This window comes from Imbroritus primus, assembly GCF_964332355.1.
Taxonomy (GTDB): domain Bacteria; phylum Pseudomonadota; class Gammaproteobacteria; order Burkholderiales; family Burkholderiaceae; genus Imbroritus; species Imbroritus primus.
Map to the genome: position 1 here is coordinate 700,625 of NZ_OZ201293.1, position 18,364 is coordinate 718,988.

The 18,364-nt window shown below is 65.8% G+C and carries 16 protein-coding genes; 10 read left to right on the plus strand and 6 right to left on the minus strand.

Annotated elements, in window-relative coordinates:
• Positions 1 to 73: 73 nt before the first annotated feature.
• From ACQ3C8_RS03165 to ACQ3C8_RS03180, 4 genes are read left to right on the plus strand one after another with little or no spacing between them, the layout of a single operon-like run.
• Entirely contained in the window at positions 74 to 1,459 is a 1,386-nt protein-coding gene (locus tag ACQ3C8_RS03165) for a phosphomannomutase/phosphoglucomutase (RefSeq protein WP_428852434.1), read from the plus strand.
• A 4-nt stretch (positions 1,460 to 1,463) separates the two neighbouring features.
• Positions 1,464 to 2,513 (plus strand): lipopolysaccharide heptosyltransferase I, encoded by a 1,050-nt coding sequence (waaC, locus tag ACQ3C8_RS03170; RefSeq protein ID WP_428852435.1) that lies wholly within the window; start codon positions 1,464 to 1,466, stop codon positions 2,511 to 2,513.
• Positions 2,513 to 3,802 (plus strand): lipid IV(A) 3-deoxy-D-manno-octulosonic acid transferase, encoded by a 1,290-nt coding sequence (gene waaA, locus ACQ3C8_RS03175; protein ID WP_428853020.1) that lies wholly within the window; start codon positions 2,513 to 2,515, stop codon positions 3,800 to 3,802. Before waaC ends, waaA begins: the two co-directional genes overlap by 1 nt.
• Before the next feature lie 37 nt (positions 3,803 to 3,839).
• Positions 3,840 to 4,373 (plus strand): META domain-containing protein, encoded by a 534-nt coding sequence (locus ACQ3C8_RS03180; RefSeq protein WP_009521485.1) that lies wholly within the window; start codon positions 3,840 to 3,842, stop codon positions 4,371 to 4,373.
• Positions 4,374 to 4,389: 16 nt separating this feature from the next.
• Here ACQ3C8_RS03180 and ACQ3C8_RS03185 read toward each other — a convergent pair whose 3' ends face one another.
• The 6 genes from ACQ3C8_RS03185 to ACQ3C8_RS03210 form a co-directional block, all read right to left on the minus strand.
• The gene (locus tag ACQ3C8_RS03185; RefSeq protein ID WP_428852436.1) at positions 4,390 to 5,853 is read right to left on the minus strand and encodes a TolC family outer membrane protein; all 1,464 of its coding nucleotides are present in this window, start codon (positions 5,851 to 5,853) and stop codon (positions 4,390 to 4,392) included.
• Positions 5,854 to 5,874: 21 nt separating this feature from the next.
• Positions 5,875 to 6,204, minus strand: a complete 330-nt coding sequence (locus tag ACQ3C8_RS03190; protein ID WP_428852437.1) for a rhodanese-like domain-containing protein — start codon at positions 6,202 to 6,204, stop codon at positions 5,875 to 5,877.
• Positions 6,205 to 6,256: 52 nt separating this feature from the next.
• The gene (locus ACQ3C8_RS03195; protein ID WP_428852438.1) at positions 6,257 to 6,910 is read right to left on the minus strand and encodes a protein-L-isoaspartate O-methyltransferase family protein; all 654 of its coding nucleotides are present in this window, start codon (positions 6,908 to 6,910) and stop codon (positions 6,257 to 6,259) included.
• Positions 6,911 to 6,996: 86 nt separating this feature from the next.
• Positions 6,997 to 10,227, minus strand: coding sequence for an efflux RND transporter permease subunit (locus ACQ3C8_RS03200; protein WP_428852439.1), 3,231 nt, complete (start codon positions 10,225 to 10,227; stop codon positions 6,997 to 6,999).
• A gap of 3 nt (positions 10,228 to 10,230) precedes the next feature.
• Entirely contained in the window at positions 10,231 to 11,331 is a 1,101-nt protein-coding gene (locus tag ACQ3C8_RS03205; protein ID WP_428852440.1) for an efflux RND transporter periplasmic adaptor subunit, read from the minus strand.
• Positions 11,328 to 12,086, minus strand: a complete 759-nt coding sequence (locus ACQ3C8_RS03210) for a TetR/AcrR family transcriptional regulator (RefSeq protein WP_428852441.1) — start codon at positions 12,084 to 12,086, stop codon at positions 11,328 to 11,330. The genes ACQ3C8_RS03205 and ACQ3C8_RS03210 overlap by 4 nt, the downstream gene beginning before the upstream one ends.
• Positions 12,087 to 12,665: 579 nt before the next feature.
• On the opposite strand from ACQ3C8_RS03210, the gene ACQ3C8_RS03215 reads away from it, so the two are divergent.
• The 6 genes from ACQ3C8_RS03215 (at position 12,666) to ACQ3C8_RS03240 (ending at position 18,250) form a co-directional block, all read left to right on the plus strand.
• A complete protein-coding gene (locus tag ACQ3C8_RS03215) occupies positions 12,666 to 14,252 on the plus strand; it encodes an efflux RND transporter periplasmic adaptor subunit (protein ID WP_428852442.1) in 1,587 nt (528 codons plus the stop codon).
• Between the two features lie 8 nt (positions 14,253 to 14,260).
• Positions 14,261 to 14,998, plus strand: a complete 738-nt coding sequence (locus tag ACQ3C8_RS03220) for an ABC transporter ATP-binding protein (RefSeq protein WP_428852443.1) — start codon at positions 14,261 to 14,263, stop codon at positions 14,996 to 14,998.
• Positions 14,995 to 16,239: an ABC transporter permease gene (locus ACQ3C8_RS03225; protein ID WP_009521494.1), complete on the plus strand. Its 1,245-nt coding sequence runs from the start codon at positions 14,995 to 14,997 to the stop codon at positions 16,237 to 16,239. Before ACQ3C8_RS03220 ends, ACQ3C8_RS03225 begins: the two co-directional genes overlap by 4 nt.
• A 111-nt stretch (positions 16,240 to 16,350) precedes the next feature.
• Entirely contained in the window at positions 16,351 to 16,608 is a 258-nt protein-coding gene (locus ACQ3C8_RS03230) for a YkgJ family cysteine cluster protein (protein WP_428852444.1), read from the plus strand.
• A 68-nt stretch (positions 16,609 to 16,676) separates the two neighbouring features.
• Positions 16,677 to 17,261 carry a DUF1439 domain-containing protein gene (locus tag ACQ3C8_RS03235; protein ID WP_428852445.1) on the plus strand — a complete coding sequence of 195 codons (585 nt, stop codon included), beginning with the start codon at positions 16,677 to 16,679 and terminating at the stop codon, positions 17,259 to 17,261.
• Between the two features lie 107 nt (positions 17,262 to 17,368).
• Entirely contained in the window at positions 17,369 to 18,250 is an 882-nt protein-coding gene (locus ACQ3C8_RS03240; RefSeq protein ID WP_009521497.1) for an undecaprenyl-diphosphate phosphatase, read from the plus strand.
• Positions 18,251 to 18,364: the final 114 nt, after the last annotated feature.

Here is an 18,364-nt window from a genome sequence, read left to right on the forward strand (position 1 = left end):
GCGGAGCAGCGCGTGGCCGGCGAACTCGTCCGCCAGGCGTGCTCCAACGCAACGACCGTTCAGGAATCCATCCATGCAACTCGACGCCTCCATTTTCAAGGCCTACGACATCCGCGGCATCATCGGCAAGACTCTGGACCGCGACGTGGCGCGGCTGATCGGCCGATCCTTCGGCTCGGCCATGCGCGAATTGGGCGAGCAGACCGCGGTGGTGGGCCGCGACGGCCGCCTCTCCGGTCCCGACCTGCTGGGCGGCCTGGTGGAGGGGCTGCGCGCCGCTGGCGTGGATGTGATCGACCTCGGCATGGTGGCCACGCCGATGGTGTACTTCGGCGCCAATGTCGAACTCGACGGGCGCCGCGCCACCTCGGCCATCATGGTGACCGGCAGCCACAATCCGCCTGACTACAACGGCTTCAAGATGGTGCTGGCCGGACAGGCGATCTATGGCGAACAGATCCAGGCGCTGCGCGAGCGCATCGTCCGGGGCGGCTTTGCCAGCGGCGCGGGCAGCTATGTGCAGGTCGATATCGCGCAGCAGTATCTCGATCGCATCACCGGCGATGTGAAGCTGGCACGCCCGATGAAGATCGCCGTCGATGCCGGCAACGGAGTCGCCGGTGCGTTTGCCCCGGCCCTGTTCCGCGCGCTCGGCTGCGAGGTGACGGAACTGTTTTGCGAGGTCGATGGCACCTTCCCTAATCACCACCCGGATCCGGCCCATCTCGAGAATCTCGACGACCTGATCCGCACGCTGCGCGAGACCGATTGCGAGATCGGCCTGGCCTTCGATGGCGATGGCGACCGCCTCGGTGTGGTGACCAAGGACGGGCAGGTCATCTTTCCCGATCGCCAACTGATGCTGTTCGCACAGGAGGTGCTGTCGCGCCATCCGGGCGCGCAGGTGATCTACGACGTCAAATGCACGGGCAAGCTGGCGCCGTGGATCCGTGAGCATGGCGGCGAACCGCTGATGTGGAAGACCGGCCATTCGCTCGTCAAGGCCAAGCTCAAGGAAACCGGCGCACCGCTGGCCGGCGAGATGAGCGGCCATATCTTCTTCAAGGACCGCTGGTACGGCTTTGATGACGGGCTCTATACCGGCGCGCGTCTGCTCGAGATCGTGTCGCGCGTGGCCGATACGGCGGCGTTGCTCAATGCGCTACCGAACTCCAACTGCACGCCCGAACTGCAGCTCAAGTGCGCCGAAGGCGAACCGTTCACCCTGCTGGACCGCATCAAGGCCAACGCCACCTTTCCCGGCGCGCGCGAAGTCATCAAGATCGATGGCGTGCGCGTGGAGTACGAAGACGGCTTCGGGCTGGCGCGGCCCTCCAACACCACGCCGGTCGTGGTGATGCGTTTCGAGGCCGACAACGATGCCGCGCTGGCGCGCATCCAGGCTGCTTTCCGCGAGGTCATCCTGGCGGCCAAGCCTGATGCGCAACTGCCGTTCTGAGACGATGCGCCGCATCCTGATCGTCAAGGTTTCGTCGCTCGGCGACGTGGTGCACAACATGCCCCTCGTCTATGACCTCAAGGCGCGCTGGCCCGACTGTGCCATCGACTGGGTGGTGGAAGAAGGCTATGTTGACCTGGTGCGGCTGGTGCCCGGTGTCGACCGCATCATTCCGTTCGCCTTGCGGCGCTGGCGCAAGCAGTTGACGCGCGGTTCGGCCTGGCGCGAACTGGTGGCGTTCCGGCGCGCCCTCAAGGCTCAGACCTACGATGCCGTGATCGACACGCAGGGCCTGCTCAAGACTGCCGTGGTCGCAGGCTGGGCCCGTCGTGCGCCCGGCGCGGAAGTGATCGGACTGGCCAATGCCACCGAAGGCTCGGGCTACGAACCGGCGAGCCGTTGGTTCTATACACGTTCCATCACCGTGCCACTGCGCACGCACGCGGTGCAGCGCTCGCGCTTGCTGGGTGCGGCTGTGACCGGGCGCGTGCCGGACAGCATGCCAGCATTTTTCGGGCCGGCAGCACAACACCTGCACGTGGATGATCCGCTCTGGCAGGATCTGCCGGAACGATTCGCCGTCGGTTTCCACGCCACCGCCGGGGCGCGCAAGCGCTGGCCCGTGGCGCACTGGCACGCCCTCGGCCAACGCCTGCAGTCCGAGGGCCTCACCCTGTTGCTGCCTTGGGGCAGCGAGGCCGAACGTGCCGAAGCCGAGGCCATTGCCGCCGGCGTGCCGGAAGCACGCGTCCTGCCGCGTTTTTCGCTGCTGCAGGCCTTCGGGTTGATTCAGCGGGCCACGCTGATCGTCGGTGTGGATACCGGTCTCGTGCATATCGCCGCTGCGCTCAAGCGGCCCACCGTCGAAATCTATACCGCTACCGGGCGCTGGAAGACCGAGGGCTACTGGGCGCCATGCATTGCCAATGTGGGCGACCAGGGTGTGGTGCCGGATGTGGAGACAGTCCATGCCGCCGCACAGCGCGTCATGGCGGAGATGACGGGGATGGCAGCTATGGTCGAGCCCATGGAGATGCCCGAGGGGCGCGCATGATGCTGCGGTGGCTGTATACCGCCATGTGGCACCTGGCTCTGCCGGTGGCCTGCCTGCGCCTGCTGTGGCGCAGCCGGCGCGAGCCAGGCTACCGTCAGCACATTGGCGAACGCTTCGGCCGCTATGGCCGGCAGGCGCTGGCGCAGGATCGTTGCCTGTGGGTGCATGCGGTCTCGGTTGGCGAAACGCGCGCCGCGCAGCCCTTGATCGAGGCCCTGCTGGTGCGCTTTCCGGACCATGCCATTGTCCTCACGCACATGACTCCGACCGGCCGGCGCACGGGCGCCGAACTGTTTGCCGCGGAACCTCGCGTGCATGAATGCTATCTACCGTATGACGTACCGTGGGCCATCCGTGGCTTCCTGCGGCATTTCCGGCCGGAACTGGGGCTGGTGATGGAAACCGAGATCTGGCCGAACGTCGTGCATGGTTGCCGGCGCGCGGGCGTGCCGTTGTGCCTGGTGAACGCGCGCATGTCGCCGCGCAGTTTCCGGCGCACGCTGCGGCTGGGGCGCGCGGCGAGTGAGGTGTTTGGCGGCTTTACGCGCATTCTGGCGCAGACGCCAGGCGATGCGGAGCGCTATCGCGCGCTCGGTGTGTCGCAGGTAGAGGTCACAGGCAACCTCAAGTTCGACATGGCGCCGCCGCCAGCCCTCCAGGACAAAGGCGCGGCGCTGCACGCCGCGCTCGCGCGCGATGGGCGCGCCGTGTGGTGCGCTGGCAGTACGCGTGATGGTGAAGAAGCGCTACTGCTCGCCGCGTGGCGGGAGCAGGTCGACAATACGGGACGCCGCGCGGCGCTGATCCTCGTGCCGCGTCATCCGCAGCGTTTCGATGCGGTGGCCGAACTGGTGACGCAGGCCGGCTTCACGCTGCAGCGGCGTAGCGCCTTGGTGGACTGGCCGGAACGCATTGATGCCGATGTGCTGCTCGGCGATTCGATGGGCGAGATGACGATGTATTTCAGCGCCGCGGAAGTCGCCTTCATCGGTGGCAGCCTACTGCCGCTGGGCGGGCAGAACCTCATCGAGGCATGCGCGGTGGGTACGCCGGTGCTGGTGGGGCCGCATACTTTCAATTTTGCGCAGGCGACGGAGGATGCGATCGCCGCTGGCGCCTGCCTGCGCGTGCCCGATGCCGGGGCACTGGCGCGGGCCGTGCATGCGCTGCTGGCCGATCCCGTCGATCTGCACGCGCGGCGCGAGGCCGCCACGCAGTTTGCCGGTGCGCACCGGGGCGCGACCGCACGTACGGTCGATGCGCTGGCGGCGCTGGTGCCGCTGCGCTGAACAAGCGATCCTGACAGTCACCTTCGAGGAGATGCGCATGACACACAAGCCACACGAGTCGACAGGAACATGGCGCAGTCTGGCCAGCGGCTTCGCACTGCTGGCGCTGGGCGTGCTGACGGCCTGCGCCGGCAAGCCTGCAGCGACGTCGCGGGATGCGGCTGGCGTCACCGACGCCGGACTGGCGCGCTGGGAACTGGTGCGGTGGCAGACCACCGAGGGTGCCGAACGCACGCTGCCGGTCGGCGAGCCGGTGTTCCTGCTGTTCAGCAATGGCATCGATGCCGAGCAGGGCGCGGTGTCTGGCAACACGGGCTGCAATCAGGTGCGGGGCGGCTACGCCAAAACCGCATCAGGCATTCGGTTCACGCAACTGATCAGTACGCGCCGGGCGTGCGAGCCGGAGCGCATGGCCATCGAATCGGGATTGCAGGCTGCCTTTTCCGGATCGCTTGAGCGCGTCGCGGCACAGCCTTCGGACGCCGCACCGGGCGGACGGCAGGTGATGTGGAAAACGTCTGCAGGCGAACTGCTGCAGTTCCAGGAGCGCGAGCCGACGCGCCGCAAGTAAGTGGCGCGCCTCGGCCTTAGCCGGCTGCCCGGCTGGACGTGCGCGGCTGCGTCAGTGGGGCGGTGGAGGGAGAGACCGGCGCCTTCTTCGGCGCAGCCTTGGCCGTGCTGGAGGGCAGCGCCGTGAGACTGGCGCTCGTGGCTGTCAGCAGGGTATTGATCTGCACCACGTCGTCCTCGGTCAGCGTGCCGGCCGCAGCCTTCAGTCGCAGTCCGTTCAGGATCGTGTCGTAACGCGCACGCTGCAGATCGCGCCGCGTGGCAAACAGTTGCGCCTGCGCATTCAGCACGTCGATGTTGATACGCACACCGACCTCGTAACCCAGGCGGTTCGATTCGAGGGAGCTCAGCGCTGATTTCTCGGCAGCTTCGAGCGCCGCCACCTGCGCGAGTCCATTCGTCACGCCCGAGTAGTACTGGCGCGCCGACTGCGCAGCCGTGCGGCGCGCAAAATCGTAATCGCTGGCGGCCTTGCTTTCGAGCGCCAGCGTTTCGCGCACGCGTGACTGCGTGTAGCCGCCGGAGAACAGCGGAATTGTCACCTGCACGCCGATCTGGCTGGAGTCGCTACGCGTGCCGCCCAGGTTGGTCGAGGTCTGCGATGCCGTGCTGTTGCTGCTGTAGCTGCGCGATGCCACCAGGTCGACGGTCGGCAGGTGGCCGGCGCGTGCCTTCTTGGTTTCGCGCTGCGCGATCTGGCCGCTCAGGCTGGCGATGATGGCTTGCAGGTTGCCGTCCTCGGCGCGTTGTGCCCAGCTATTCACGTCCGTCGGCACGGGGCCCGGTAGCGGTGCGCCGGGACGCAAGCCCATCAGCTCCTCGGCAGGCTTGCCGGTGATCTGCTGCAGCGTGGCGCGTGCCACTTCGAGCGCGCTGCGCGCGGCGATTTCGGTCGAGACCGCGAGGTCGTAGCTAGCTTGCGCTTCGTTGGTGTCGGTGATGGTAGCGGTGCCAACCTCGAAATTTCGCTTGGCCTGTTCGAGTTGCTGGGAGATGGCATCCTTCTGTGCGCCGGCAAGATACAGATTGTCCTGGGCCGCCAGTACGTTGAAGTAGGCTTCGGCCACGCGCGTGATCAGGTCGATCGAGGCCTGCGCCAGCGTGGTGTCGGCGATAGCGACCTGCAGCTCGCCCTGCTTGTACGTTTCCCAGCGGTCCCAGCGGAATAGCGGCTGCGTCAGGTTGAGCGACCAGCCCTTGGACGTGCCGTTGCGCTCCACGCGAATCGGCGAGCGCTGGTCGACCTCGTTGCGCGTGAGGCTGGCACTGCCGGAGATCTGCGGCAGCAGTCCCGAACGCGCCTGCGGTAGCGCTTCCTGCCCGGCCTGCGCCTGAAAGCGCGCGCTAGCATATTGCGCATCGTTTCCTTGCGCCTCGTGATAGACCTGCAGGAGGTCGGCGCTATGCGCCAGCGGACTCAGCAAGAGCAGGGCCGCCACGGCAGCACGGAGCGGGGTCGGGGCAAGGGAAGCGAAAGACATGCAGACTCCGGGGTTCGACATTCAATAGACCGGCATTTGGGGATCGACCTGACGCGCCCACGCGTCGACGCCGCCCGTCAGGTTGTAGACATCGGTAAAACCCTGGCGCTCGAGAAAACTCGCCACATGCAAGCTGCGCATGCCGTGATGGCAGATGCAGATGACGGGTGCATCCTCGTGGACCTCCGCCGCCCGTTGCGGCACGCTGCCCATCGGCATGTGCACGCTGCCGGGCAGGGCGCAGGTCTGGAATTCCCAGTCCTCGCGTACATCGAGCAGCACGGGCCGGCCGCGTGCCGGGGCCGGCTCGGCCAGCCACGCAGCGAGTTCGGGAGCGGTCAGATTCTGCATCGTCAGGGTGATCCGTCTGGTCTGTCAGGTCCGATCTGTCATCTGCATCGCTTCAGAAGCGGAAACGCGGCAGGTCGTCGGCGCCGATCAGCGGCGTCGCCATGGTCTCGAACAGGTTCACGGTCTGGAACTCGGTATCCGACAGGCGCGTGATCAGTTGGGCCGTCATGACCGGCGCAGCGCCGACGATGGCGCCGAGGCGGCCGCCAATCTTGAGCTGGTCGAGCATGGCGCGCGGCACCACGGGCAGGGCACCGGAGACGCAGATGACGTCGAACGGGGCGCCAGCAGCATAGCCGTGCGCGCCGTCGGCTTCGATGACCTGAACATTCGTCGCGCCATGGCGTGCGAGGTTCTGGCTTGCCATGTCGGCCAGCTCGGGCACGATGTCGAGCGTCGTGACATGTTGCGCGCGATGGGCTAGCAGGGCGGCCATGTAGCCTGAACCGGCGCCAATCTCCAGCACGTTCTCATGCTTGCGCACGCCGAGCTCCTGCAGCATGCGGGCTTCGACGCGCGGGGCCAGCATGTTCTGGCCGGCCGGCAGCGGAATCTCCATGTCGACGAAGGCCAGCGCCTGATAGGCCGTGGGGACGAACAGCTCGCGCTTGACGATGGCCAGCAGATCGAGGATTTCCAGGTCGAGCACGTCCCACGGACGGATCTGTTGCTCGATCATGTTGAAGCGTGCCTGTTCGATATCCATTTGCATTTCCTTCCATTCATCTACCGCGCGGGCCAAACCGTGGCCACGGCATCCAACCCTGCATTCTATCAAGTCCGCAGGGCGGTTCAGGGGATCACCACGGTGTTCCCGGCGGGGTGCGCCGGATCGTCCGGTTCACCGCTCCTGCCGTCCGCATCGTCGTCCGGACCATCCTTGCCGCGCCATTTGCGCCGCAGCCAGGCTGCCAGGTCGTCCAGGTAGGTGTAGATCACCGGTACCACTACCAGTGTCAGCACCGACGACGTGATGATGCCGCCGATCACCGTCTGGCCCATCGGGGCACGCTGCTCCGAGCCTTCGCCAAGGCTGAAGGCCAGCGGCACCATGCCGAAGATCATCGCCAGCGTGGTCATGAGGATCGGCCGCAGCCGCACGCGCGCCGCTTCCACCAGTGCCGCCTCGCGCCCCAGCGCCGCCTTGCCGTGTTCGCCGCGCCGCGCCTGGTTGGCAAAGTCCACCAGCAGGATGGCGTTCTTGGTCACGAGCCCCATCAGCATGATGAAGCCGATGATCGAGAACATGTTCAGCGTCGAGCGGAACAGCAGCAGCGCCAGGAACACGCCGATCAGCGTCAGCGGCAGCGACATCATGATCGCGACCGGCTGGAAGAAGCTGCCGAACTGGGAGGCCAGGATCATGTAGATGAAGATGATCGCCAGCGCCAGCGCGGAAACTGCGTACCCGAAGGACTCTCGCATGGATTTGGTGGAACCGCCAAAACGATATTTGTAACCCGTGGGTAAAGAAAGTGACTGCATCGTCAAGTCGATCTCGCGCGCCAGATCGCCGGGCGAGCGGCCGGCGGCGTTGGCGGTGATTTCCACCTCGCGCAGCAGGTCGCGGCGGCTGATCTTGGCCGCGCCGGTGGACGGCACGATCTCCGCGATCTGGCGCAATGGCACCATGCGCGGCGCACCGTCGGCCGTGGTTTGCGTGCTGGCGATCATCAGTCCCTCGAGATCGGCCACGCCGGTGCGCGCATCGCGCGGCAGGCGCACGCGCACGTCGTAGTTCTGGTCATCCGGTCCGCGCCAGCTGGTCACCGCATCGCCGGCGAGCAACGGACGCAGGGCATTGCCGATCTGGTTGAGGCCGATGCCGAGATCGGAGGCGAGTTCGCGGCGGATACGGATTTCCACGGTGGGTCGGTCTTCCTTGAGGCTGGAATCGAGATCCACCAGGCCGTCGATTTTGGCGAGCCGCGCCAGCGCCTCGTCCGACAGACGCTTGAGTTCAGGCAGGCTGTCGCCCTGGATGGACAGCTGGATCGCCTTTTGTCCTCCCGCACCGTCTGGCATGCCGACCTGCGTGAGCTTGATACCCGCGATGCGGCTCATGCGCTCGCGCAGCACGCCGTTGAATTGCTTGACGCTCATGCTGCGCTCGCGGCGGTCCTTGAGGCGGATCGACACCAGCGCGTTGTTCTTGCCGGCCGTGTTGCCGGAATTGATGGTGGCGTAGGAGTACAGCACCTCGGGGAATTCGCCGAGCGCGGCCTGTACCTGCTTGACCTTGCTTTCGGTGACATCGAGCGACGAGCCGACCGGCGTGGTGAAGCCGATCTGCGTTTCCGACAGGTCGGCCGCCGGCACGAATTCCGTGCCGATCAGCGGCACCAGTGTGAAGCTGCCGAAGAAAGCCACCACCGCCAATACCACCGTGGCGATGCGATGGCGCAGCGCCCAGCCGAGCATGCCCGCATAGCCATGGGAGAGCGAGTCCATGCGGCGGCTGAACCAGTCCAGCAGGCGGCCGAAGGTACGGCCGTACCAGCCGCCCTTGTTGCCGGTGCCGTGCAGGTCCGGATCGCGCCAGACCGAGGACAGCATCGGGTCGAGCGTGAACGAGACAAACATCGAGATCAGCACGGCCGCCACCACGGTGACACCGAACTGATGGAAGAAACGGCCGATGATGCCGCCCATGAAGCCCACTGGCAGGAATACCGCGACGATGGACAGGGTGGTAGCCAGCACCGCCAGCCCGATCTCGCTCGTGCCGTCGAGCGCCGCGGCGCGGTGCGTCTTGCCCATCAGATTGTGGCGCACGATGTTCTCGCGCACCACGATGGCATCGTCGATCAGCAGGCCAACGCACAGCGACAGCGCCATCAGCGTGATGACGTTGAGCGTGAAGCCGGACATATACATCACGCCGAAGGTGCCGATCAGCGAGATCGGCAGCGTCAGGCCGGTGATGACCGTGCTGCGCCACGAGCCGAGGAACAGGAAGACGATGATGATGGTCAGCGCCGCGCCTTCCAGGAGCGTGCTGCGCACCTCGGTGACGCTGTTGCGGATGCCGCGCGCGGTGTCGTTGATGACCTTCAGTTCGACGCCTTCCGGCACCATCTTGCGTACGTCGTCGAGCATTGCCACGAGGCCATCCACCGTCGCCACGGCGTTCTCGCCCTGGGCCTTGATCACCGTGAGGAAAAGGCCGCGCTGGCCATTGAGCAGGGCCAGGCTGTCTTGTTCCTCCTGGCCATCGCGCACCTCGGCAACCTGGTCGAGCGTCACTGCCTGCCCGCCGCGCCGCGCCACGATGATGCGCGCAAAATCCTCGGGCGCCAGCGCGCGGCCCTTGATCTGCACGATCTGTTCGGTCGAGGACGATTGCAGGGCACCAGCCGGCAGTTCCTGGTTCTCGCTGCGCAGCGCGTTCATGACCTGATCAACGCTCACGCCCAGCGCTTCCATGGCCTGCGGGCGCAGCTTGACCTCGATCTCGCGCTTGGTGCCGCCGACCAGCGAGATTGCGCCCACACCGCGCACGGCTTCGAGGCGTTTCTTGACGATCTGGTCGGCGATGGTGGTCAGCTCACGCGCCGAACGTTGCATTGACGGATCCATGCCCGGTGCGTTCTGCACCGACAGGTAGAAGATCGGCAGCTCGGTCGGATCGTAGCGCAGCACGCGCGGTTCCTCGACCTCATCGCGGAACTGCGGGCGGATCAGCGCGATCTTGTCGCGCACGTCCTGCGCCGCACGGCCGATATCGACCGTGAGCTGGAACTGGATGACGACGACGGAGTTGTCCTGGTACGAGTTCGAGAAGATCTCGTCGATGCCCGAGATGGTATTGACCACCTCCTCGATCTTGCGCGTGACGTCCGATTCCACCGACTCCGGCGAGGCGCCGGGATAGGCAGTCTGCACCACCACGATGGGAAACTGGATTTCCGGGAACTGGTCGACGGGCAGGCGGTTATAGGAGAACAGGCCGATCACCACGAACGCCAGCATCATCATGGTGGCGAACACCGGGTTGTGGATGGAGACCCGCGTGAACCACATCGGCTAGCTGCCTTTCACCACCACCGGCGTACCGGTGCGCAGCGTCCCAAGATTGTTGCGCACGATGCGCGTGCCGGCCTGCAGCCCGGCGGTGATCTCCACCTGGTCGGCGGAGCGCAGCCCGGTCTGCACCGCCTGCTCCGCCAGCTTGCCCTGTGCGTCGATGACATACACGAAGTGCCGTTCGCCCTCGGTGCGCACCGCAATAGCCGGAATCGCCAGCACCTGCGGGCGTTGCTCCAGCACCAGTCCGCCCTTGACGAACTGCCCGGCGCGCAGGCGGCCGTCGGGATTGGCGACCGACACATACACCATGATGCTGCGCGTGCCTTCCGTGGCCGCCGGGTTGATGCGTTCGAGTGCCCCAGTGATCATCGTCTCCTCCCCCTCGGCCTGCAGCTGCACCCGCTGGCCGATGCGGATGCGGCTAGCTTCGCCGAGCGGAATCGCCGCCGCCAGCTCGAGGCGCGCGAGGTTGACGATATCGAACAACTTGGCGTCGGGCGATACCTTCTCGCCCGGCTCCGCGCTGCGGACCGCGACCATGCCATCGAATGGCGCGTAGATCACCGTGTCGGCCAATGCCTTGCGGGCCACGGCCAGGCCGCCGTTGGCAGCATCGAGGTTGGCCTTGGCCACGGCGGTGTTGGCCTCGTAGTTTTCAAAGGCAGTCTTGGAGATGAAGCCGCGCGCCACCAGGTCGCGGTTGCGCGCCATCACCTGCCGGGCCTTGTCGTACTCGCCCTTGGCGGCGAGCATCTGCCCATTGGCCTGCGCCACGCGCGCATCGTATTCCGTGGTGTCGAGCCGCGCGATGACTTGCCCCTGCTTTACGCTTTCGCCTTCGCGTACCAGCACCTGGCTCAGTTCGCCGCTGACCTTGGCGCGCACCGCTGCCTGTTGCAGGGCGCTCAGGCTGCCGGTGAGTGGCAGGACGGCTTGCACGTCCGTGGGCTGGACGGTGAACACGTCGCTCGGCAGGAATTCGAGCGGCGCGACGGCCGGAGCGGGCGCAGCAGTGCCGCGCGGGCGCAGCAGCGCGAAAGCGGCGATTACGGCCAGGGCAGCCACTGCGACGATCAGGATCAGTCGGCGGCGCGTCATGCAGGATCCTGCGTGGCGGAGTGCAGCCGTTCTGCCAGTTCGGCGGCGGCCATTTCGCATACCCCGCTGGCCAGCGGGAGGGTGGCATCGTCTGGACGTTTCACCAACCCGAACAGGGCGAGATTGACGTAGCTGTCGATAAACGCTTCCGGCGAAAACTCGCGTGTCACGCAGGTGCCGAACGAATGGTTCCACATCATCAGGAACACCATCGGCGCGGTAAGCGCCGCGGTGGTAGGGGCGAGGGCGGCGGCGCGGAATTCGCCACGGTCGATGCCCTGCTGGATGGCGCGACGAAACAGCGCGTCGGCTCGGGCGATCACTTCGTCGTAATAGAAACGCGCCAGGTTCGGGAAGCGTGCCGATTCAGCCATCACCAGCTTGGCGAGCCCCGCAGCCGGGCTCTTGCCCATCATTTCCCACCATCCGCCGAACAGGCACTGCAGCAACTCGGCCGTGCTCCCCTGGTGGCGGCTGATCAGGTCCTCGCCTTCGGCGAGAACCGGGGAGAGGTTCTCGCGGATGACCGCCTTGAAGAGCGCTTCCTTGTCGGCGAAATACAGGTAGACCGTGCCCTTGGAGACATTGGCGCTGCGCGCGATGTCATCGAGGCGCGCGGCATGGTAGCCGTCGCGGATGAAATGCCCGAGCGCCGCAGCCACCAGTTCCTGCCGGCGGGCCTCCTTGCGGCGGGCCCAGCGTCGCGCTGTCGTGGGGCCGGACGAGCGGTTGGGGGCGGGGGCGGGCGTATTCACGAGCCTTCTCGAGGTAACTTACTGAAGAGTCATTAATGTAATGACGCACCCGGAGCGGGTCAATAGGGCCAAGCTGGGGATAAAGAGCGTACCCGGTCAGTTGCTTGTGCATGCTTGTTCTTGTTGCACGCACTGGTCCGGCTCCCGTGTGCCGGCGCGAAGCGTGAGCGTGCGGCTGGTGCAGCGCAGATGGGGCGGCCACCCGTTGCAACGCCGGGGGCTGGTCGGCAAGGCGGGCGGGGAATGGCGAGCGGATCCGGATCCGGATGCATGCGCAGGCAGCGCCATGAAAGTGGAGCGTAAAAAGCCGGCGGCCGCCTCGAACCCGTGGCAGCCAAGCACTGGCACGGTATCATGACGCCCGCAGGTTTGTAACTGATTGTAAGTGACCTTAACATAGGCTCCGGGCGGCGTGGCGTCAGCTGGGGCTCAGCCCGTTTGTGCCGGTAACAATTCTTGATCCGGCTTAGCGCCCGCTTGACGTGGAAGCGGATAGTCTTGTTGCGCAGACTGCGCGCCCTGCGGGCGCTGGCGGTAATTTTCGATCGTGATCCGTGATTTTCTGACCAAGCATCTTCTATGACATTCACCCGTACCCGCGCCGTGTCCCTCCTCGCAGGTGTTGCGTTGATCGCCGCGGCTGCCGTAGGCTGGCATTACTGGAGCAAGCGCAACAGCGCGCCGGAGTACCTCACCAGCAAGGTGGAGCGTGGCGACATCGTGGCCTCCGTCTCGGCGTCGGGCACGCTCAATCCAGTCAAATCGGTGTCGGTCGGTTCGCAGGTGTCAGGGCAGATCAAGGAGCTGCTGGTCGACTACAACTCGCGCGTCCGGCAAGGTGACATCGTTGCGCGCATCAATCCCCAGACCTATGAGTCGCGCGTGCAGGAAGCGGAGGCCAATCTCCAGGCGGCGCGTGCCTCCGTGCTGTCCTCGCAGTCCGAGCTGAACCGCCAGCGCGTGACCACGCTGAACCTCGAGCGCGATCTGAAGCGCAAGCGCGAATTGTTGGAAAAGAACTTCATTTCCGCGGCCGAATTCGACACCAACCAGGCGGCCTACGAGGCCCAGGCTGCGGTGTATGCCTCGTCGCAGGCCCAGGTGGCCAATGCCCAGGCGCAGGTCAAGCAGCGCGAGGCCTTGCTGTACTCCGCCCGTACCGAACTCGAGAAGACCATCATCCGCGCCCCGGTCGACGGCACCGTCATCAAGCGCAGCGTCGAGCCCGGCCAGACCGTGGCGGCAAGTCTGCAGGCGCCGGAACTGTTCATCATCGCCCAGGACCTGACGGCCATGCAGGTGGAAGTGTCGGTCGACGAAGCCGACGTGGGCCGCATCCACGAGGGACAGGAAGCCACCTTCACGGTCGATGCCTTCCCCGGCCAGACCTTCCGTGGCGAAGTGATGCAGGTGCGCAAGGCCTCGCTGGTGGTACAGAACGTCGTGACCTACGTGGTCGTGGTCTCTGCCTCCAATCGCGACCAGTCGCTGCTACCAGGCATGACGGCGAATGTGCGCATCGTCACCGCGCGGCGCGAGAACGCGCTGAAGGTGCCCAATGCGGCGCTGCGCTTCCGCCTGGCCAGTGCCGATGCCGCACCCGCGCAACGCAACGCGGGCATGGCTGGCGGCAACGCTGGCACCAGCGCCGGTGGCGCCAACGCCATGAAGGAGCGCCTCGTCACCGAACTGAAACTGGACGAGAAGCAGCAGGCACGCCTCGACGAGATCCTCGCCAATGCCCGCCAGCAGCGCGCGGCACGCGGCCAGGATGGCGAGGGCGCGCAAGGTGGGGCGCCGGGCGGTCAAGGTGGTGACGGCGCTCGCCGTCCTGGCGCCAACGATGCGCAGCGCGACGCCATGCGCGAACAGATTCGCGCGATGCTGACGCCCGAGCAGCAGGCCCTGTATGCCGCCATGAATGCAGGCCGTCGTGGCAGCGCGCGCGGCGCGACGACGCCAGGTACGATCTATGTGTTGCGCGATGGCCAGCCGGTGGGTGTCGAGGTGCGGCTGGGCCTGTCCGACGGCAACGCCACCGAACTGGTACGCGGTGAACTGAAGGAAGGCGATGCCGTCATCACCGGCGTACGCACCACTGGCGGCGACCGCAGCGGCAATTCGGGCGGCTCGCGCAGCCAGCCACGCGGTCCGCGCATGTTCTGAGGACCGGCATGACCGCACTCATTCATACGCGCGATCTGGTCAAGGAATACACCATGGGCAGCACCGTGGTGCGGGCGCTCGACGGCGTCTCGCTCGACGTGCACGAAGGCGAGTTCGTGGCCGTGATGGGCGCGTCCGGTTCCGGAAAATCGACCTTCATGAACATGCTCGGCTGCCTTGACCGTCCCACCTCCGGCACCTACATGCTGGCGGGCGAGGAAGTATCGAGCCTGTCAGGCGATGCGCTGGCCGCGATCCGCAACCGGCGCATTGGTTTCGTGTTCCAGCAGTTCAACCTGCTGCCGCGCACCTCGGCGCTGGAGAATGTCGAACTGCCGCTGCTGTATGCCAACGTCAGCGCCGCCGAGCGCCATGCGCGGGCGGCGCGCCGCCTGCAGCAGGTCGGCCTCGGCACGCGCATGGATCACCATCCGGCCCAGCTTTCCGGTGGGCAGCAGCAGCGCGTGGCGATTGCCCGGGCGCTGGTCAATAACCCCAACCTGATTCTGGCCGACGAGCCGACCGGCGCGCTCGATTCGCAGACCAGTATCGAGGTGATGGCGCTCTTGCAGCAACTCAACACCGAAGGCATGACCGTGGTGCTCGTTACGCACGAGCCTGACATCGCCGCCTATGCCGGACGCGTGGTGATGTTCCGCGACGGTCATGTCATCGAGGACCGCCGGCAGACGCCGGAAGTGGCGCGTGTGGGTACACCGTCGGAGCCGCCTGAGGTGTCCGCATGACCCTCGTCGCGACCCTCCAGACCTCGATCCGCATCGCGCTGCGCGCCTTGCGCATCAACAAGCTGCGTTCCGCGCTGACCATGCTCGGCATCATTATCGGGGTGGGCGCGGTAATCACCATGATTGCCGTCGGCGGCGGCGCGCAGGCGCGCGTGCAGCAGCAGATCGCGAGCCTCGGCTCGAACCTGATGATCATCATTCCAGGTTCGACCACGACCAGCGGCGTGCGGCTGGGCACCGGTCAGGCGCAGACATTGACCGAAGACGACGCCCTGGCGCTGACGCGCGAGATCCCCTCGATCCGCGCTGCCGCGCCCTCGCTGCGCGGCAGCGGGCAGATCGTGTTTGGCAACAACAACTGGGCCGTGCAGATGCAGGGCGTGTGGAACGACTATTTCGAAGCACGCGAATGGCCGGTGATTGCGGGCCGCATGTTCGAGGATAGCGAGATCAGCGGCGCCGGAAAGGTGGTGATCCTCGGCCAGTCCACGGCGCGTCAGCTGTTCGGCGACGCCGATCCGATCGACCAGGTGGTGCGCATCAACAAGGTACCGATGACGGTGATCGGTATCCTCGACCGCAAGGGCCAGAGCATGTTCGGCCAGGACCAGGACGACATCGCCTTCGTGCCGCTCTCCACGGGCCGCAACCGCATCTTCGGCAGTTCGCAGGGTCGCCTCAAGCGCGTGGGCAACATCAACGTCAAGGTGCGCGACGGCTTCGACATGGACCAGGCCGAAGAAGACATCCGTGCGCTGCTGCGCCAGCGGCACCGCCTGCAGGCAGGCGCGGCGGACGACTTCACCGTACGCAACATGACCGAGATCCTGCAGACGCAGGAAGAATCGAGCCGCGTCATGACCCTGCTGCTGGCGGCCGTCGCCTCTGTCTCGCTGTTGGTTGGCGGTATCGGCATCATGAACATCATGCTGGTGAGCGTAACCGAGCGTACGCGCGAGATCGGCCTGCGCATGGCTGTCGGCGCGCGCGCTCACGACATCCTCACGCAGTTCCTGATCGAGGCCGTGACGCTGTCGCTGATCGGCGGCTTTCTTGGCATCGTCGTCGGCGGGCTCGGCGCCTGGGCGGTCGCTGCGCTGGCCGGGTGGCCCACGCAGCTGTCCACCGCCTCCATCGTGCTGGCGGTCGGGTTTGCCGGGGCCATTGGTGTATTCTTCGGCTTTTACCCGGCCCGCAAGGCTTCGCAGCTGCTGCCGATCCAGGCGTTGCGGTACGAATAGCGCGTCGCGCGTCGGCGTTGCGTCCGGCACGACACGCGGGGTCGCCTCACATAGCAGGCGGGGTGGTGTGCAATTCATGTGGGGTTTGACCCGTCTCGTATCTTTGCTTTCATGAACTGCCGCGATAACTGCGGAGCCTGCTGCATCGCTCCGTCCATTACCAGCCCGATCCCTGGCATGCCGCATGGCAAGCCGGCGGGCGTGCCGTGCGTGCAGTTGACCGTGGACTTCCGCTGCCGTATCTTCGGTCGCCCTGAGCGGCCGGCGTTCTGTGGTGGGCTGCAGCCTTCGGCGGATATGTGCGGGGCGAAGCGCGACGATGCGATTGTGTGGCTGGCAGCGCTGGAAGCGCAGACTGCACCCGGGTGAAACCGGTGTCTTGAACGCTCCCGCCCGTCGCCAGTCCAACCACCACGATCACCCGGACCTCACCACGCATGGATCTTTCCGCTGACGGCCAACGCCGCCGCCGCTTCATTCTTGCCGGTGCCGGAGGGGCGGCCCTGCTCGCCAGCATGACGGCATGCGCGGGCTACAACCTCTGGACCAACGAGTACACCTTCTCGCGCAAGGAACTCGAGGCCGCACTGGCACGCAAGTTTCCGTATCAGACTCGCTACCTGGCACTGGTGGACGTGCGCCTGACTGATCCGCGCCTGCGTTTCGATGCGGAACGCAACCGCGTGACGGTCGAGGCGAATGCCGCGGTCAACAATCCGCTGGCCGTCGGGCAGACCTTCAATGGCATCCTGGCACTGAATAGCGGGCTGCGCTACGAGACGGCGCAGCGCGCGTTGCTGCTCGACCGGCCCAGCCTGGAGCGCTTCGAACTGGCGGATGTGCCGGCGCAGTACACGCGCCAGCTGAATGCCATCGGGACGTTGCTGGCACAGGATCTGTTGCATGGCTATCCGCTCTACACCTTCAAGCCGGAACAGCTGCGTTTCAAGGGGCGCGACTTCGAGCCCGGTACAATCACTGTTTTGCCAGATGGCATCTCGGTGCAAGTGACGCCGCGCTGAATCCGGCCGGCCAGATTCACCCGTCCGAGCCGGATCTCCGCCATGCTGTCATCCGGATGCGGCGCTGAGCCGTTTTTTGACGAACAACAACACTCTTCCGCTTCCGCATGGACATTGCGCTTGCCTTCAAGGCCATCATCCTCGGCATTGTCGAGGGTCTCACCGAATTCTTGCCCATCTCGAGTACAGGTCACCTGATCCTCGCGGCCGACCTGCTCGATTTCAACGACAACCAGGGCCACATCTTCGAAGTGGTGATCCAGTTCGGCGCGATCCTGGCGGTGTGCTGGGAATACCGCGAACGCATCCTGCACGTGGTGCGCGGCCTGGCCTCCGAGCGCCTGTCGCAGCGCTTCGCCATCAATGTGATCGTCGCCACTTTGCCTGCCATCACGCTGGCGCTGCTGCTCGGCAGTTTCATCAAGCACACGCTGTTCAACCCGATCGTTGTGGCCTCGGCCTTCATCGTCGGCGGCCTGGTGATCCTGTGGGCCGAGCATCTCGAAAGCCGGCGTGGCACGACGCGCGATCCGCGCGGCAATGCACTGCTGGAAGCCGCGAAGGCGGCGGCCCCGCGCATCGAGTCGATCGACGATCTACGCTGGAGCGATGCGCTCAAGGTTGGGTTGGCGCAGTGCGCGGCGCTGATTCCCGGTACGTCGCGCTCGGGTGCGACCATCATTGGCGGCATGCTGTTTGGCCTGTCGCGCAAGGTGGCCACGGAGTTCTCGTTCTTCCTGGCGATTCCGGTGATCTTCGGCGCGACCGTCTATGAGCTGGTCAAGGCGCGCTCGGTGCTGTCCCTGACGGATCTCGGCACGTTTGGCATCGGTTTCGTGGCGGCCTTCATCTCCGCCTTTTTCTGCGTGCGTTGGTTGCTGCGTTTTGTCGCCTCGCACGACTTCCGTCCATTTGCGTGGTACCGCATCGTCTTCGGTCTGATCGTGCTGATCACGGCCTATACGGGCGTGATCGAGTGGCACGGTTGAGCAGGCGACAGGGCACCACGTCCTGACATGACAATGCCCGGCATGACCGGGCATTTTTCATGGCCCTCAGGCCATGTTCCCCTTTCGGGGCAGTGCTGCCGGTCGGCAGCAGGC

What these genes read in the sequence shown, in the direction of transcription:
- ACQ3C8_RS03200 (WP_428852439.1), bottom strand. Translation starts at nt 10,227, where the DNA reads ATGTGGTTCACGCGGGTCTCCATCCACAACCCGGTGTTCGCCACCATG.
- ACQ3C8_RS03220 (WP_428852443.1), top strand. Translation starts at nt 14,261, where the DNA reads ATGACCGCACTCATTCATACGCGCGATCTGGTCAAGGAATACACCATG.
- ACQ3C8_RS03225 (WP_009521494.1), top strand. Translation starts at nt 14,995, where the DNA reads ATGACCCTCGTCGCGACCCTCCAGACCTCGATCCGCATCGCGCTGCGC.
- ACQ3C8_RS03190 (WP_428852437.1), bottom strand. Translation starts at nt 6,204, where the DNA reads ATGCAGAATCTGACCGCTCCCGAACTCGCTGCGTGGCTGGCCGAGCCG.
- ACQ3C8_RS03235 (WP_428852445.1), top strand. Translation starts at nt 16,677, where the DNA reads ATGGATCTTTCCGCTGACGGCCAACGCCGCCGCCGCTTCATTCTTGCC.
- ACQ3C8_RS03180 (WP_009521485.1), top strand. Translation starts at nt 3,840, where the DNA reads ATGACACACAAGCCACACGAGTCGACAGGAACATGGCGCAGTCTGGCC.
- ACQ3C8_RS03205 (WP_428852440.1), bottom strand. Translation starts at nt 11,331, where the DNA reads ATGACGCGCCGCCGACTGATCCTGATCGTCGCAGTGGCTGCCCTGGCC.
- ACQ3C8_RS03195 (WP_428852438.1), bottom strand. Translation starts at nt 6,910, where the DNA reads ATGGATATCGAACAGGCACGCTTCAACATGATCGAGCAACAGATCCGT.
- waaC (WP_428852435.1), top strand. Translation starts at nt 1,464, where the DNA reads ATGCGCCGCATCCTGATCGTCAAGGTTTCGTCGCTCGGCGACGTGGTG.
- waaA (WP_428853020.1), top strand. Translation starts at nt 2,513, where the DNA reads ATGCTGCGGTGGCTGTATACCGCCATGTGGCACCTGGCTCTGCCGGTG.
- ACQ3C8_RS03240 (WP_009521497.1), top strand. Translation starts at nt 17,369, where the DNA reads ATGGACATTGCGCTTGCCTTCAAGGCCATCATCCTCGGCATTGTCGAG.
- ACQ3C8_RS03230 (WP_428852444.1), top strand. Translation starts at nt 16,351, where the DNA reads ATGAACTGCCGCGATAACTGCGGAGCCTGCTGCATCGCTCCGTCCATT.
- ACQ3C8_RS03165 (WP_428852434.1), top strand. Translation starts at nt 74, where the DNA reads ATGCAACTCGACGCCTCCATTTTCAAGGCCTACGACATCCGCGGCATC.
- ACQ3C8_RS03215 (WP_428852442.1), top strand. Translation starts at nt 12,666, where the DNA reads ATGACATTCACCCGTACCCGCGCCGTGTCCCTCCTCGCAGGTGTTGCG.
- ACQ3C8_RS03185 (WP_428852436.1), bottom strand. Translation starts at nt 5,853, where the DNA reads ATGTCTTTCGCTTCCCTTGCCCCGACCCCGCTCCGTGCTGCCGTGGCG.